Here is a 15,542-nt window from a genome sequence, read left to right on the forward strand (position 1 = left end):
TCAATCGGCGGCAGAAGCCGTCAACTCCGTTGTCACATCCCGTTTATCCTGTACATAAACGGTAAATTTACACCTCCCGCCGTTCCCTTTATGTTGTGTACAGAGAGGGGGTGATACGACGGATGAAGCTGTTTCTGCGAAAAATCAGAGTGCATTACCAGCTGTACCTATTGTTTTTACCTACGCTTGCGTACTTCGTGATTTTTCAATATATACCGATGTACGGCGTGCAGATCGCGTTTAAAGACTTTTTGGCGACAAGGGGAATTATCGGAAGTCCTTGGGTCGGTTTGGAACACTTCGAGCGTTTTTTTAATTCCTTCCAGTTCTGGACTTTAATCAAAAATACACTGGGCTTGAGTTTATACGGGTTGGCTCTAGGATTTCCGATACCAATCCTGCTTGCGCTTCTGCTCAACCAACTGTCCAGTCGCCGTTTTAAACGGTTTGTCCAGACCGTAACCTATGCGCCTCACTTTGTATCGACGGTTGTCATTGTGGGGATGCTGACGATTTTTCTGTCCCCGGGCAGCGGATTGATCAATCATCTTATCGTTGGTTTGGGAGGGGATCCTGTCTTTTTTCTCGGCTCGCCGGAATGGTTCAAGACACTGCATGTTCTTTCTGGCGTATGGCAGGGGGCAGGCTGGGGGGCGATCATCTATTTGGCTGCATTGGCAGGGGTGGATCCGGGGCTTCATGAAGCCGCCATCATCGATGGGGCGACTAAACTGCAGCGAATACGCTACATCGACATCCCCTCGATCCTGCCGACAATCATCATTGTACTCATCCTGCAGCTGGGTTCGATCATGACGGTCGGTTTCGAGAAGACCTTTTTGATGCAGAACTCCTTGAATCTGGACTCGTCGGAAGTGATATCGACCTATGTGTATAAGACAGGGCTGCTGGGTACCCAATACAGCTTCTCGGCGGCGGTAGGCTTGTTCGATTCCATCGTGAATTTTATCCTGCTCGTCACCGTCAACCGGATCGCCAAAAAACAGACCGAAACGAGTCTTTGGTAGAAAGGAGGAGCTCCGACATGCATTCCAGATCAAGGGCGGATAGAGTGTTCGATTTATTCAACTATGCGTTTCTTACGCTGCTGCTCATTGTGATCCTATATCCATTGTATTTTATTATCATCGCATCTGTAAGTGATCCGATTAGCGTAAGCGGGGGCAAGGTATGGCTGTTTCCTGTCGATTTTACCCTTGAGGGGTATCAGAGGATAATGGAGAACCAGACGATATGGGTCGGATACAAAAATACGCTCGTTTACATGACGGTCGGGACTGCGGTCAATGTAGCCATAACCGTTACGGGGGCTTACCCCCTGTCCCGCAAAGACATGTACGGCCGGAATCTGTTCATGTTTCTCATTACGTTCACCATGTTTTTCAGCGGAGGGCTTATTCCGACCTACCTGCTGGTTAAATCTTTGGGCTTGATGAATTCCATGTGGGCTTTGATATTACCAGGGGCCGTCAGTGTCTGGAATCTGATTATTACCCGTACCTTCTTCCAACACAACATTCCGGATGAACTCCGGGAGGCGGCAGCCATGGACGGCTGCTCGGATTTCAAGTTTTTTCTGCAAGTGGCGCTTCCATTATCAAAATCCATTCTGGCCGTTCTAGTCCTGTTTTACGGGGTAAGCCATTGGAATTCGTTCTTCAGCGCGCTGATCTATTTAAGGAATGAAGCTCAGTACCCGCTTCAGCTGGTCCTGCGGAACATACTCATCCAGAACGAGGTGCAGGAACTAATGAACCTGGATCTCGGTGCCAGCAACAGCTTGTCGGAATCCATCAAATACGGGGTCATCATCGTAGCCAGCATTCCTGTGCTCATCCTGTATCCGATGGTTCAGAAGTATTTTGTGAAAGGTGTCATGATTGGTTCTTTGAAAGGCTAATCCAAAGATCACGAAAGGGTGGTTATCTTGAAACGATGGATGGCGAGGTCTACGGCATACGCGGTGGCGGCGGCTCTTCTTCTGGCGGGCTGCAGCAGCGGAAATGAAGCAAAGGAAGGTGCACAGGCGCCAAGCACCGAAGCGAATTTCAACGAAACGGGACTTCCGGTCGTAAATGAAGAGATCCGCATCCGGATTCCGGTTGTCAAACAGCATTATCACAAGGATTATAACGAAATGGTGCTGGTGCAGGACCTGGAGGAAAAAACGAATATCGATGTCGAGTGGGAACAGATCCCGTCTGAGAGCTGGACCGAGAAGAAAAATTTAATTCTGGCCAGCGGAGAATTCCCGGACGCATTTTTCAACGGGCTGACGACACAGGATGTGGTGGATTACGGAACGGAGGGCGTTCTGATTCCCTTGGAGGATTTGATCGACAAATACGCGCCGAACATCAAGAAAATTTTGGATGAGAATCCGCAAGTACGGCGGATGGCTACGGCGCCGGACGGACACATATATTCCATCCCGTGGTTTGAAGATCAGGCCCATTTTCAATATCGGAACACATTTCTGTTGAATAAAACGTGGCTGGATAAACTCGGCCTTGAAGTGCCGACAACGCCGGATGAATTGATTGCAGTGCTAAAGGCGTTCAAAGAGCAAGATCCGAACGGGAACGGCGAAGCGGATGAAATCCCGTCAACCTTCCGTCACAACACGACGACGAATGGGTACTATGAGCTGTTTGGGGCGTTTGGGCTTGCCGATGCGCTTACCGGCTTCTCCGTCAAGGATAAAAAGGTGGTGTTCGAGCCGGCCATTCCGGAGTACAAGATGGCAATCGCGTTCCTGAACCGCTTATACGAGGAAGGGCTGTTGGATCAGGAATCCTTTACCCAGGATGCCAAACAGATGCTATCCAAGACGAAGGACGAAACGCCAAAGGTCGGTTTGATCGCCTCTTTTAACGGAACGTATGAGCTGGGGGACAGAGTTCATGAATACGTGGCGATGCCTCCGCTGAAAGGACCGGAGGGTCACCAACTGTGGAGAAGGCAGGACAACCGGATCATTCTCAACTTCTTCTCGATTACGAAGAACAACCCGTACCCCGAAGCGACGATGCGTTTGGTGGACACATTGAACGATCCGAAATCGGCGATGCAGTTTAAATACGGTCCCTTTGGTACCCATCTGAAGGAGAAGTCGGACGGCAAGATTGAAATCGTGCCGCCTCAGGACGGAATGGATATCTCCACTTGGATCGGCAGCACGACGCCTTCGACGGCCTTCCCGCTTCTGGTCTCAAGCGAATGGCTGCAAAAGCTGGAGAAGAGCGAAAGCGATAAGCTGCGCAACGGATTTTATGAAATTTATAAGCCTTATATCGTTCCGGAGGATCGGACGTACCCTAATTTGTATATGACGGCGGAAGAGAACAAACGTCTTGGCGTACTGGCAACCGACATCATGACGTATGTCCGCAAAATGGAAGCTAAATGGATCGTGGAAGGCGGCATTGAAGCTGAATGGGACAAATACGTAGAAGATTTAAAGCGAATGGGATTGGATGAAATGATCGAAATCAAACAGCAGGCATATGACCGTTATATCCGTAGTTGACATCAAAGGGGGCGGCAGCGTGCGTTAAGCTACTGCCCCATATAACAACCGAATCGGGAGGGTAACCGCTTGAACATGGAAGAAACCGCGCACAGGATTAGGCCGTGTGCCGATGATTATGTCACCGTATTCGAGTCGCCGGATCCACAGTCCGTTTATTGTTACTCGCCTGCTATTATTAATCTGCCAGGCGGACGACTCGTATTAACAATGGATCTCGGAGGAAAGGGAGTCCCCGATCTTCCGGGGCCGAAAGGTTCACGCAAAGGGTTTATTACGCAAGGGAAAGTGTTTGTGTCGGACGACAAAGGGCGTACTTGGCAGCATACGCATGACTTCCCCTTTATGCATGCACGCCCCTTTCTGGCCGGAGGAGCACTTTACATTCTAGGGCACTGCGTCAATCTGATGATCATCCGATCCGATAACGGGGGGCTTACCTGGTCCGAGCCGGTCCAGCTGACCGATGAAGGGGATTGGCACCAGGCTCCTTGCAATGTCCATTATGCCAAGGGGAATGTATACCTGGTTATGGAGGATATTCGGCAGCATGACATGACGGTGTGGCCGGTTAGTGAAATCCAGCCGGTCCTCATGCGGGCACGGGAAGACGCAGACCTGCTGGAGCCGGTCAGCTGGACTTACGCTTCCCGCTTAACAGCCGTCGATGCCTTTCCGTCGGATCGTCTCGATTATTTTGGCGTCCCCTTTTTCACCGAAAATTCGGATTACCTCAAGGGTCAGTTGAATTGCCCGCCCGTCGGCTGGCTGGAAACGAACGTCGTTCAATTCACCGATCCTGACCATTACTGGTATGATCCCGAGGGCAGGACGTTTCATCTGTGGGCGAGAGCTCATACGGGAGGTACCGGTTTTGCCGCCATCGCCAAAGTAGTGGAGAACGACGACGGCACAATGACAACGATGCTGGAGACGACGCCTTCCGGCAAACGAGCAGTGTTTGTCCCGTGCCCCGGAGGGCAAATGAAGTTTCATCTGTTATTTGACGAGGTGAGCAGGTTGTATTGGCTGCTCAGCTCGCAGTCCACAGACAGCATGACGCGCAAGGAGCGCCTGCCGGCGGAGCGCTTCGATCTGCCGAACAACGAGCGGCACCGTCTTCAGCTCCATTACTCAACGAATTGCATCGACTGGTGTTTTGCGGCTATCGTGTCGATCGGAGCCTCGCCGAAGCAGTCGCGGCATTATGCCAGCATGGCCATCGACGGGGAAGATCTGCTCATTGCCAGCCGATCGGGCGATGCCAGAGCCAAGGATGCGCATAATGGGAACTTGATTACGTTCCACAACATTCGGAATTTTCGATCTCTCGTATATGGATAGGAGGATATGGGCTTTGACCAAAAAAGCGGAGTTAACCAAGAAGTTCGAGGGTGTCTTCTCCCTACTGCTAACCCCGTTTCACGAGGACGGAAGCATCGATTGGGAGGCTTATGAACGCTACGTGGAGTGGCAGCTGTCCTTCCGGCCCCAAGGCTTGTTTGCCGTATGCGGCAGCAGCGAAATGAAATGGCTGACATTAACGGAACGGTTGGAGCTGATGCGAAGGGCTGTGAAGCTGGCGGGGAACACCCCGGTTGTGGCTACGGGCAATCTTGAGGCTCCGAAGCTGCAGCAGGAAGAGCTGAAGCAAGTGATGGATACGGGGCTTGCGGGCGTCGTTCTTGTCCCCCCGGCCGGCATGGGGGTCGACCAAGGCAAGCTCGCGGATCACTTCGCGGGGCTGGCCGATATAGCGGAATGTCCGGTCATACTCTATGAGTGGCCCTTGGTGGAGCCCTATGCAATAGAACCCTGGGTCTATTCCAGGTTAACGGATACTGGCAGCGTGATCGGGATCAAGGACACAACCTGTACGATGGAAGGCATAATGGGTAAGATCGAGGTGGCTCAAGGTACGATTGTTTACCAGGCGAACACCCCGTTCATGCTGGAAGCCATTCGTCAAGGAGCTAAGGGTATCATGGCCATCGTTTCGGCTGCCGGAGCAGGCTCTGTTTTAGACTTCTGGAGGACGGCTTCGCTAGGATCGGCCCATGCGGAGAAGCTTCACAGGGAGCTTGTATATCTCGACGCGCTGCTCCGATTCGGTTACCCCTCCTCGGCGAAAATGCTGGCCGCTCTTCAAGGCGTGCCCATGGGATCGACGGTGAGATCCAGCGGCGTTACCACACTCGAGGCTAAAAAGGCGATGGAGGTTTGGCTGCAAACCGTCAAGGTTTAAGAAGATGAATGATGGGGGGATCGATGATGAGCATTCGACATGAAAGTGATGACGTCCAAGGTGAACGTACGCAGCAGCCGCTGATGGACCGTCCAATGAGCAGGCGCAGTATGCTGTCCGCCCTCGGATTTGCGGGGGCGGCATTGGCAGCTGAGCATTTTCTGAAAGGTCCATTGGCGAGAACGGCTTTTGGTCAAGGCGCTCCGGCTGTAACCGATGCCGTTTATGGAGACGATGACAAAAACAAACCACCATTGTTAATGAACATGAGTTATATCATTGCCGTTACCTTGGCTGAACTCCGGGGTATGGAGGAGCCGAGAGAGGATTTGATTTATTTCGTTACGGACCCGGGACAGGAGGGGCATTTCATATATGATCCTGCAGATAACACTTCTCCCGATAATACCGGAACGATTGTTGCATCCGTTGCCGGAGCCCGCTTTAAGCGACTGCATGACGGGAGCGTTAACGCTGCATGGTTTGGTGCAGTAGGCGACGGAATGTCCGACGATACGGAAGCGGTTCGTTCGGCTCTGGGAGCAGCCAGAGGAAAGAGTTTGTTTTTCCCGCCGGGGGTTTTTCGATTGACCGATACGCTGATCATCCCCCGTAATACGTTTGTCCGCGGAAGCGGTGCTTCCTCGTGGTATGCTTTTGGGCAAAGGCGCAATGAGGTCCCGGATAGCATCCTGGATATGGAGAACGGCACCGTCCTTATGTTTACGGGAAACGGTTCCCGGACGTATTCCAGTAACAGGGACGATTTTCGGGATTTCACCTGCGCGGTGAAGCTGGATGCCGATGCTGACGGTACCCAGCTGTCCGACCTTAAGATCCTGTCCGACTTCAAGATTCGCGACGCACTAGGGAACATTACGACCCAGCTTACGGATGAACATGCCATGTTCGATGTTGGGCTGTGGATTGATAATGCTACTCATGTGAAGCTGGATCGCGTCTCTGTTGTCGGCTACTGGCAGAAAGCGGGGGTGTTTCTGGATGCATCGGGGCGGTTATCTACAACCGCGGAATACGGCTCCATTGAATATGCCACCATTAAAGATTGCTTGTTTCAGGGTAAAATCGGGCTCGCCGTTCTGGGCGGTGACGAAGGCAATCCGCCGGATGTCGCAGGCTTTACCCCTCCCGTTGACGATGCCCGGACCGAGGGACAGTTCGGATTATCGCATTTGCTTGTGTCAGACTCCTTTTTTTCCGGTACGGATCATCATTCCAACGGGTTCGCCCCAGGCTGGGAGAGTCGAATCGAACCGGACAGCACACCGATTAAAATTGACGGCTTCATCGGAAGTGGTGTTCCTTACCGGATCAACCATCCGAGATTCGTGAACTGCTCCATCCAGACAAGGGAAAGTGCCTCCATCGTGCTGGATCGGGTCATCAGGCCGACTTTCATTAATTGCCGGGCGGAAAGCGGACCGGTAAGGGCAAGCCAATACACGGTTCTCCCCCGGCTCATTAACTGTGAGTTTCCATACAATCGCTCAAAAACGGAGTTTCAGGAAATGGAGCACTGCCAGGGTGCATGGATCGTTCCGGGAATGCGGAGGCTCGGGCATATCCATCTAAGGGAATACCATTTTCAAGTGGAGCTCCGAAATAATAACGGAGCCATCGAACATCGGCTGACAAAGGCGGGAGCGATGCAGCCTTCGACGGCACGCTCCTTCGATGTAGAGGCGCTCTTCCGCTACGCTGTTCAGGAGGCTTCATGGGATTACCGGTCCTGGACGCCCCTTCCGCTTCCCGGCGGAACGGGAAGCGACGATTTCTCCAAAGGGATGTTCTTGGGGGAGAAAGCATTCCAGAGCAAATATGCCTTGTTTACGGCTGCTGCCATCGACAATCACCCGGATTATCAGGAGGCGGAAGCCGCAGTAGCCTTGAACAGGACCTCGGATACCGCGCTTTGGATTCGGCCAGCCGCCTACACGTCTCAGAATGTTCCTTACCGGATGAAAAACTATTCCAATGTCCTCAAACTGGAGCTTCGGAGTGGGGACGGGCCAGCCGCGAGTTTACTTACCGCGCTTCCCGAGGAAAGCGGCGGATCGGCAAGCCTTGTCATTTCCGTCAGGGGCAAATTCTATGAACAGGCCTATGGGCTAGTGTGAAAAAAGAGGCTAAAGGAGACTGGATTCATGCCGTTGAATATCGGTTTTACAGGTTTAGCTGTATTGATACTGATCGGTCTGTTGTTGTTCGGCCCGTCCAAGCTGCCCCGGTTGGCAAGGGCGTTCGGAACAACGATCAAGGAGTTCCGGAGAGGCAGCAAAGAAATGCTGGAAGAAGAGACGGCTGGTTCCGATGCTGATCCAAAGGCAGCCGCTGATGCCGTAGGGGGAGATGGCAAGCTGCAGCAGAACTTGTAAAGCGTGTTAATGTAGAAGGAACAAAAGTGCGAGCCTCTTCCGGGAAGAGGCTCGCTTCGGTTTAGGTGCCTGCCATTGGAGCACGGCCCGGATAGCCATGGGTGCCGCCATACTGCCGAGCATACCGAAGATGTCGGAATGCAGTCCCCTTTGACCGATGATGTAACCGCATGTCCCCCCAATGAATTCAATCGAGATGTAGCGTTTCATATTGGACAATGTTACCACATAAACGACAAAGTCATCTTTACGCTTCAGGCTAGGTATTCAGATCCCCTCCTACAAGGTGTCCACCTCGCCTCCCTTATTGGTAATTAGGCATACGGCCAAGAGTGAACGATATGTTGAGTGGAAACCTGATGCTGAAGTAAACCCGCCGTCATGGCGGAACCTCTTCAATCAAGGCACGTCGAATCAGGTTTTCTCATGCCATTTTATGTATGCTGAAGAGGTGGTATGCGTTTTTGCAGCGGCTGTTTTTGGCAAAAAATCCCCCTCCTTGTCCTATTAAAAGGACAAAGAGGGGGATTTAGCGACAAGAGCGGGTCAGGCTTTATCCTCGTCCAACTCGGTTTGTAAGATCTGGTCTTCCGAAGGATAATCTCGCTTCATCTCTTTGTGGAGACCTCTGTTTTCGTAATCGAAGGAGTTCGGTGGTCTTTGATCCGCTCTCCACGGACTGCTTTTACCAAGCGTTTCGGTCCGCAGGCTGGATCCGTAAGGTCCCTCCGGGAATTCCTCCGCGGTTAAATCGTTTCGCTGGGACTCCACGGTAGATAGATCCGTAAATTTATCCCGTTCCTCTTTCTCAAATCCGTTCATACCTGAAACCTCCCGAAAAGGTACTTAACCTACCATTTCAGTGTTTCCCTGTACAGGTGGAATCATTCCGTTATGTGGCCTGGATCCTCTACTACAGTCCTGCAGCACCGAATACGCTATCGAAGGCTCGCCGTGATTTAGCAACCAATTCTTCAGGGGTCCCGGTCGGCGTGGAAGGCGTCAATATTTCTTGTGTCACCGGGCCTGCATAGCCGATATAATTCAGAGCCTGAAGGAACCCAGGCAGATTTATTACGCCTTCACCGGGATAAAGCCGGTCGTTATCAAGCACATCTCCCACGGGTATGTTCTTGGCATCGTTAATATGGACATGAACGATTTGTTCAGCGCGCAGCTGCCGGATATCCGCGACCGTCATCTCATTGGTGTACCAGTGATATGCATCATAAAGCAGCCCGACATTCGGCTCCCCGATGGCATCAATCCAATCCAAAGTTTCTTGTACCGTCCAGATGAACGGGTTCTTCCATTGGGTGCGCAGATGATGCGGTCCTACGAACTCCAAGGCCAATCGAATTCCGTATGCCCCCAAAATGTTGGCACATGCCCGCAGTCTGGTGGTGGCCAGCGCCATGAAATGAGCAGCGGGTGCATCGGTGGAAGGAAGAATGTATGTACAGCACCGTGTGCAGCCGAGAGCCTTGGCGGCTGCCGCAGCTGCTGGGAGTTTCTCGAGGCCGCTTAGGAACTGCTCGTCCGTTCCTCTCCATTCTACGGGAAGGCCGATGGCCCCGATCTCCAGTTGCCGGGATTTCAACATATCGGCTGCCGCCTCCACGCCAAGGCGGTCTACAAGACCTTTGGCATCGATATCGATGCATTGGAAATCGTATTTGGCCGCGAGTTCGATAAACTGTAAATCGCTTTCAAGTTTTCCGAGTCCTGCGCTTGTTAAACCTTGCAGCATATTCATCGTCTCCATTCGCTATTAGATGTCGTGTTGCTAGAGGCGGGTCTTCGTTTATATCAACCCATTGGTTTCATAGTTTCTATTATGATATGTTCCACTTTATAAATCTATGATCACTTTTAATATTTTTTGAGAAAGATAGCGATTGGAGCCACTGCCGATTCGTTATTGTTGAGAAGGGTTTTAAATAAACCGGCATGAATTCCTACCGCTTCGAAGGGGATTACATATGTTTTGCCGAAATAACCATGTCATATGAACTTCCACTTTACTCGCGAAAAGGAGATTTAAACTCAGAATGAATACCATTGATCAGCGTAAGAACGAGCTTGGTAACTTGTATCCGGAGCCCACGATCGACGAGCAGGTTTTGAATCGGTTTTGGGAGGAAGTATTGAAGTCGTATGGCAATAAGCCGCTCCACATGGTTAGTCAACCGGAAACGACGCCATATCCTTACATGGAAGTATCTAAGGTTACTTATCATGGTTATGATGATACGCCCATCCATGCTTGGTATATAACTCCCGCTAATCCTTCTGCGGACGAGAAGCCTCGAGGGTGTATCGTAACCTTCCCGGGTTATACCGGAGACCGTGGATTTCCGGAACGATATGCCCATTGGCTGATGCTCGGTTATGCGGTGTTTGCCGTGGACGTAAGGGGGCAGGGCGGCGAGACGGGGAATCTGCTTCCATTGGACAGCGGCGTGGTTAAGGGCTGGGTGACGCAGGGGCTTATGGATATTCGTCGCTCCTATTACATGGCAGTTGTAATGGATGCTGTGAGGGCAGTGGATGCGGCATCGGAGCAGCCTGGAGTGGATCCGAAAAAAATTGCCGTGGTTGGCGGCAGCCAGGGCGGCGGACTGGCACTGCTTGCAGGGGCTCTGAATCCGAAGGTCGCGGCCATTGTGGCGGACATTCCCAACATGTGCAGGATGGACTACGGGATTCTGCATTCGGCTAGCTCGCTGAACGAAATCGCCCAATACATAAAGCGCTACCCGGAGCAATTGAATCAAATCCTGGAGCATCTCTCGTATTTCGACATGCTGAATCTGGCGCCGCGAATCCAGGTGCCGGTCATGGTATCCGTCGGTTGGAAGGATACGGTCTGCATGCCCGAAACCATATATGCCGCATACAACCGAATGAAAGCGGCAAAAGAAATAAGAGACTATCCGTTCTCTGGCCATGAAGTCAATGAGTACCAGAAGAGGGAGGGCGTCTTGTTCCTGGAACGGATTTTTAACGGGAGATAGAACATGGAGACAGGAAGGGGGCAGCGCATGACGATTGCTCAGGACTGCTCTATATATAGCGTCAGTGGACAGAAGCAAACGAATCACATTTAAGTCTATGGTATATAAATGTTATATAAAATAACACGAATCAAATATTTGTTATCTTTTTTAACGTAGGTGTATTGACAATTACCCAAATTCACCTATAATTATACCCAAGGACAGAAAAAACTCGATAAACACCCTATACCTACCCCGGTCAATGTAATATTAATTTACACAAAGGGATGTTGAACCATGATGACAGCAGGCGAACTCAAACAGGATCTTTTGAGGGTTTACAACGCGATAAATAAGAAAATATTTAACGTGGGTGTAAAGCAGCAAAAAGTCGATTTCGTTGGCAACAAAATCATCATTGTATCGAGAAATAGTAGAGTCCCCGTCCTCAAACTGCTGGATGAGAATTACCCCCTCTCTACCCGGCAGTTGGACCACCTTTTATTCCAGGTGTTCAAGCAGGAGATTAAAGCTTCCCTGGAACAGCAGTTTCAATTTAAAATCATCTCCATTCTTAAAGACTATGATGCAGAGACCGAGTTTTCCGGTACCATCGTAATCTTGGAGAAGGAGGTCGAAGCATATCTGAACGACATGCCGGAACTCTTGTAGAGAGCGGGCCGATCGTCAGTTTAGTACCAAGGCACATACATGTGTGCGGCTTGGGGCTGGACTGGCGATTTTTTGTTACATCCGCTTTTGAAAATAAATGTCTGTTGTTTCTGAAAAAAATATGAAACTCAAAGGAGAGGGAGGAAGGGCCATGACTCACAAAATTGAAATTTCGGGTGTCAGCAAATGGTTTCGCCGAAACGGGGAAGAGATCCCGGCCATGCGGGAGACGAGTCTGGCGATTGAGGAGGGGCGTTTTGTCAGCATTATCGGTCCCAGCGGCTGCGGCAAGTCAACTTTGTTTAACATTATCGCCGGTTTGATGCCGCCCTCCACGGGCAAAGTGACGGCTGACGGAAAGGATATCGTCGGGACAACCGGTTATGTGGGCTATATGCTGCAAAAGGACATGCTTCTGCCTTGGCGCACTATCCTCGACAACATCATTCTGGGTATGGAGGTTCGGGGCGTACCCTACAAGGAAGCCGTGGAGAGGGCGCTGCCCCTGATGGATAAATACGGTCTGAAGGGCTTTGACAAGCATTATCCGAAGGAGCTTTCAGGAGGGATGAAACAGCGTGCCGCGCTGCTGCGGACGCTGCTCTACGACAGGGACATCATTTTGCTGGACGAGCCCTTCGGCGCATTGGATGCCCAGACTCGGCTGACCATGCAGAACTGGCTGCTGCAGATCTGGGAGGATTTTGGCAAGACGGTGCTGTTTGTCACCCACGACATTGACGAAGCGATTTATTTATCAGATGACATCTATGTATTCTCGTCCAGACCCGGGCGGATCAAGTCCAAAATTACCGTAACGATGGAGCGTCCCCGGAAAACGGAAGACATGACGTCTCCGGCCTTCATGGAGCTGAAGCATCATCTCATGGATTTACTGTCAGCTGGACAAGATGAAGAACAAATCTCTTAGGGAATAAAAAAATGAGGAGGGAACTGGAATGGAAACTGCACGCAAAGAGGCTTTTATCGTACATGCCGTGACGTCTGCGGAGCCTGCAGCGGGATCGTCCAAAAGGCCGGAGGTTGTGCCGTACATCTTGGATGAAGAGGCGCTGGAGCGCCGCAGAAGCCGGCGAATCGTTTGGGGGCGGGCCGCTGTGGCTGTTCTTGTTTTTCTGGTATGGGAGGTGTTCACCCGGATCGGCCTGCTGGATTCCTACTATTGGAGCAGCCCCAGCGCGATTCTTCGCACGACCTGGACCCAGATGACCGAAGGAACCCTTCTCCGGGACATTACGTATACATCCGGCTCGACGATTCTCGGTTTTGTGTTCGGAACCTTTCTCGGCGCACTGCTCGGACTGTCGTTCTGGTGGTCAAGATCGTATGCCGGCATCAGCGAGCCGTATCTGATCATTTTAAATGCGATGCCCAAGCTCGCACTGGCACCTGTACTCGTCATTCTGCTGGGAATCGGATTTTTTTCCAAGGTGGCGCTGGCTTTCTCTATGACGGTTGTCGTTTCGGCGCTTTCCGCATACAGCGGCGTGAAGAGTGTCGATCCGGATATGGAGAAGCTGATGTATTCCCTGGGCGCCAAGCGGTATCAGGTTTTTACCAAGGTTGTCGTACCATGGTCTATGCCCTGGATCATCAGCAGCTTGCGGATTAATATTGCCCTTGCGCTGGCAGGTGCCATCGTGGGCGAGTTCATCGCTTCAAGCCAGGGCGTCGGCCGGATGATTATGTATGCAGGAACGATACTGGATATCAACCTCGTGTGGGTAGGTGTCGTCGTCCTGTCGCTGCTGTCCATGGTGATGTACTGGGGCGTGGTGGTGCTGGAGAAGTGGTTATCCAAGGGATTGACCAAACAATAGACAGAATAACCGAACTCATTATTTCTATTAAAAGGGGAATTCATATGAACCAAAAAATGAAGAAACGTTCACTGCTGTTCGCACTGCTCATGGTCACCGGTCTGCTTGGAGCCTGCGGCAATGAAAAAAACGATAACAGCACCGCGTCCGCTTCCGGTGACGGGAAGCTGAAGAAAATCGTGATCGCCGAGCCGCTTCACTCCACGGGCTATCTGCCGCTGTACGTCGCGCAGCGGGAAGGCTTCTTTGAGAAAAGAGGGCTCGACGTTGAGGTCATCCAAGCGGCCGGAGGAGCGCACGTAACCGCCGTGGTCAGCGGGGATGCCTGGGGCGTGATCGGCGGGACGGAGTCCAATGCCTTGGCTAACAACAATAATTCCGATCCGATCATTTCGGTCGTGAATGTCGTCAACCGGGCGAACGTGTATTTAATGGCCAAGAAAGGCACCGCACCTGCGAGCAATTCCCCCGAAGACCTGAAGGCATTTTTACAAGGGAAAAAGATTAACGCCGGTCGCCACGGCGGTACGCCCAACCTTCTAACCCGCTATCTCCTGATTCAGCTCGGACTCGATCCGGAGAAGGATGTGCAGCTGCTCGAACCGGCAGATGGCTCCACGGTGGTGACGATGGTCCAACAGGGCGCGGCTGACATTGCGAACGGAGCCGAGCCGCAGATTAGCGACGGGATATCAAAGAATGTATGGGAAGAGCCGTTTTACAAGTTTCATGATCTGGGGGATTTCTCGTACTCGGTTCTCAGCGTGAAGAAGTCAACCATCGAGAAGGACCCGGAAGCCGTTCAAAGTTTCACGGATGCCATGATCGAAGCGCTTGCAGTCGTGCAAACGGATAAGGAACTAGCCAAGAAGAATCTGATAGCCGAATTCCCGACGTTGTCCGATGATGCGATCCAAGCTGCCTTGGACCGGGCCTATGCCGACAATCTCTGGAGCTTGGACGGGATGATTTCGGAAGAGGCGTTGAAGCACGATATGGATGTCATGATCGAGACGGGGATATTTAAAGGGGACTATACCTATGATGCGCTGGTGGATATGCAGTTTGTAAACAATTCCAAGAAGTGATCGGAAGGTGCATGATGTACAAATACACGACCTGGAAGGGAGAGAGTCATGATGAAATCTTTAAATCAGCTGATGCTTGGCAGCAAAACGGCGGTTATGGTGGTCGATGTGCAAAATGATTATTGTCATCCCGAGGGGGCGCTGTCTCAAGCGGGCTGCGATGTTAGTGGGGTAGCGGAGATGATGCCGCAGCTCCATAAGCTGCTTCAGAGGGCCAGGGAGCTGAAGGTGCCCATCATTTTCATTCAGACGCTTCATGAGAAAGCGACGGATTCCGACGCTTGGACCACCAGGTCCTCGGGCCGATCGGCGAACGTATGCCGGAGAGGGAGCTGGGGCGCGGAATTTTACGAGGTATCGCCGAAGGAGGATGATATCATTGTCAATAAACACCGATACAGCGCTTTTGTAAATACTAGGCTGGATTCGGTATTAAAGACGCTGAAGATCGAGACCCTGATCATGACGGGAGTCAGCACCAATGTGTGCGTGGAATCGACGGCAAGGGACGGTTTTATGCTGGATTATCATATTGTGCTTGCAGCGGACGCTTGCGCATCGTATTCTCCAGCGGCGCATGACATGACGCTTGAGAATATTGAAGGCTATTTCGGGAAAGTTAGTGAAGTGGCGGAGCTTATCGATATTTGGATGGATCAAATGCCTGAGGAGCCGCTGCGATCGATATCGACCGCTCAGCCTGCCGTTGGCTAGTTTGTCAGAACGTGGTTCAACTCATTGGGAAGCTCTC

16 protein-coding genes are annotated in these 15,542 nt (G+C 51.6%); 13 read left to right on the top strand and 3 right to left on the bottom strand.

Going from position 1 to position 15,542, the window contains the following annotated elements:
• Window positions 1–122 precede the first annotated feature (122 nt).
• From BJP58_RS28750 to tatA, 7 genes are all read left to right on the top strand, one after another.
• On the top strand, window positions 123–1,028 hold the full coding sequence (locus BJP58_RS28750) for an ABC transporter permease (protein ID WP_194541586.1): 906 nt from the start codon (window positions 123–125) through the stop codon (window positions 1,026–1,028).
• Between the two features lie 17 nt (window positions 1,029–1,045).
• Window positions 1,046–1,921: a carbohydrate ABC transporter permease gene (locus tag BJP58_RS28755; protein ID WP_194541587.1), complete on the top strand. Its 876-nt coding sequence runs from the start codon at window positions 1,046–1,048 to the stop codon at window positions 1,919–1,921.
• 27 nt (window positions 1,922–1,948) lie between these two features.
• Window positions 1,949–3,550 carry an extracellular solute-binding protein gene (locus BJP58_RS28760; RefSeq protein ID WP_194541588.1) on the top strand — a complete coding sequence of 534 codons (1,602 nt, stop codon included), beginning with the start codon at window positions 1,949–1,951 and terminating at the stop codon, window positions 3,548–3,550.
• A gap of 69 nt (window positions 3,551–3,619) precedes the next feature.
• Complete coding sequence (locus BJP58_RS28765; protein ID WP_194541589.1) at window positions 3,620–4,894, top strand: sialidase family protein; 1,275 nt, start codon at window positions 3,620–3,622, stop codon at window positions 4,892–4,894.
• Window positions 4,895–4,907: 13 nt separating this feature from the next.
• Window positions 4,908–5,795 carry a dihydrodipicolinate synthase family protein gene (locus BJP58_RS28770; protein ID WP_194541590.1) on the top strand — a complete coding sequence of 296 codons (888 nt, stop codon included), beginning with the start codon at window positions 4,908–4,910 and terminating at the stop codon, window positions 5,793–5,795.
• A 23-nt stretch (window positions 5,796–5,818) separates the two neighbouring features.
• Entirely contained in the window at window positions 5,819–7,933 is a 2,115-nt protein-coding gene (locus tag BJP58_RS28775) for a glycosyl hydrolase family 28-related protein (protein WP_194541591.1), read from the top strand.
• Between the two features lie 27 nt (window positions 7,934–7,960).
• The gene (gene tatA, locus BJP58_RS28780) at window positions 7,961–8,191 is read left to right on the top strand and encodes a twin-arginine translocase TatA/TatE family subunit (RefSeq protein ID WP_194541592.1); all 231 of its coding nucleotides are present in this window, start codon (window positions 7,961–7,963) and stop codon (window positions 8,189–8,191) included.
• A gap of 6 nt (window positions 8,192–8,197) precedes the next feature.
• On the opposite strand, the gene BJP58_RS28785 is transcribed toward tatA, so the two are convergent.
• The 3 genes from BJP58_RS28785 to BJP58_RS28795 all read right to left on the bottom strand — a co-directional run bounded on the left by BJP58_RS28785 (window position 8,198) and on the right by BJP58_RS28795 (window position 9,941).
• On the bottom strand, window positions 8,198–8,401 hold the full coding sequence (locus BJP58_RS28785; protein ID WP_233354796.1) for a hypothetical protein: 204 nt from the start codon (window positions 8,399–8,401) through the stop codon (window positions 8,198–8,200).
• Window positions 8,402–8,737: 336 nt separating this feature from the next.
• Window positions 8,738–9,013 carry a hypothetical protein gene (locus BJP58_RS28790; protein WP_194541593.1) on the bottom strand — a complete coding sequence of 92 codons (276 nt, stop codon included), beginning with the start codon at window positions 9,011–9,013 and terminating at the stop codon, window positions 8,738–8,740.
• A gap of 91 nt (window positions 9,014–9,104) precedes the next feature.
• Window positions 9,105–9,941 (bottom strand): sugar phosphate isomerase/epimerase family protein, encoded by an 837-nt coding sequence (locus BJP58_RS28795; RefSeq protein WP_194545102.1) that lies wholly within the window; start codon window positions 9,939–9,941, stop codon window positions 9,105–9,107.
• Window positions 9,942–10,242: 301 nt separating this feature from the next.
• Here BJP58_RS28795 and BJP58_RS28800 point away from each other — a divergent pair, with 301 nt between their 5' ends.
• The 6 genes from BJP58_RS28800 (at window position 10,243) to BJP58_RS28825 (ending at window position 15,505) form a co-directional block, all read left to right on the top strand.
• Window positions 10,243–11,208, top strand: coding sequence for an acetylxylan esterase (locus BJP58_RS28800; RefSeq protein ID WP_194541594.1), 966 nt, complete (start codon window positions 10,243–10,245; stop codon window positions 11,206–11,208).
• A gap of 279 nt (window positions 11,209–11,487) precedes the next feature.
• On the top strand, window positions 11,488–11,862 hold the full coding sequence (locus BJP58_RS28805) for a Na-translocating system protein MpsC family protein (RefSeq protein ID WP_194541595.1): 375 nt from the start codon (window positions 11,488–11,490) through the stop codon (window positions 11,860–11,862).
• A 151-nt stretch (window positions 11,863–12,013) separates the two neighbouring features.
• The gene (locus BJP58_RS28810) at window positions 12,014–12,793 is read left to right on the top strand and encodes an ABC transporter ATP-binding protein (protein WP_194541596.1); all 780 of its coding nucleotides are present in this window, start codon (window positions 12,014–12,016) and stop codon (window positions 12,791–12,793) included.
• A 28-nt stretch (window positions 12,794–12,821) separates the two neighbouring features.
• Window positions 12,822–13,703 (top strand): ABC transporter permease, encoded by an 882-nt coding sequence (locus tag BJP58_RS28815; protein WP_194541597.1) that lies wholly within the window; start codon window positions 12,822–12,824, stop codon window positions 13,701–13,703.
• Between the two features lie 44 nt (window positions 13,704–13,747).
• A complete protein-coding gene (locus tag BJP58_RS28820; RefSeq protein WP_194541598.1) occupies window positions 13,748–14,791 on the top strand; it encodes an ABC transporter substrate-binding protein in 1,044 nt (347 codons plus the stop codon).
• A 51-nt stretch (window positions 14,792–14,842) separates the two neighbouring features.
• Complete coding sequence (locus BJP58_RS28825) at window positions 14,843–15,505, top strand: cysteine hydrolase family protein (protein ID WP_194545103.1); 663 nt, start codon at window positions 14,843–14,845, stop codon at window positions 15,503–15,505.
• Window positions 15,506–15,542 lie beyond the last annotated feature (37 nt).

Source organism: Paenibacillus sp. JZ16, from assembly GCF_015326965.1.
Classification (GTDB): Bacteria; Bacillota; Bacilli; order Paenibacillales; family Paenibacillaceae; genus Paenibacillus_AQ.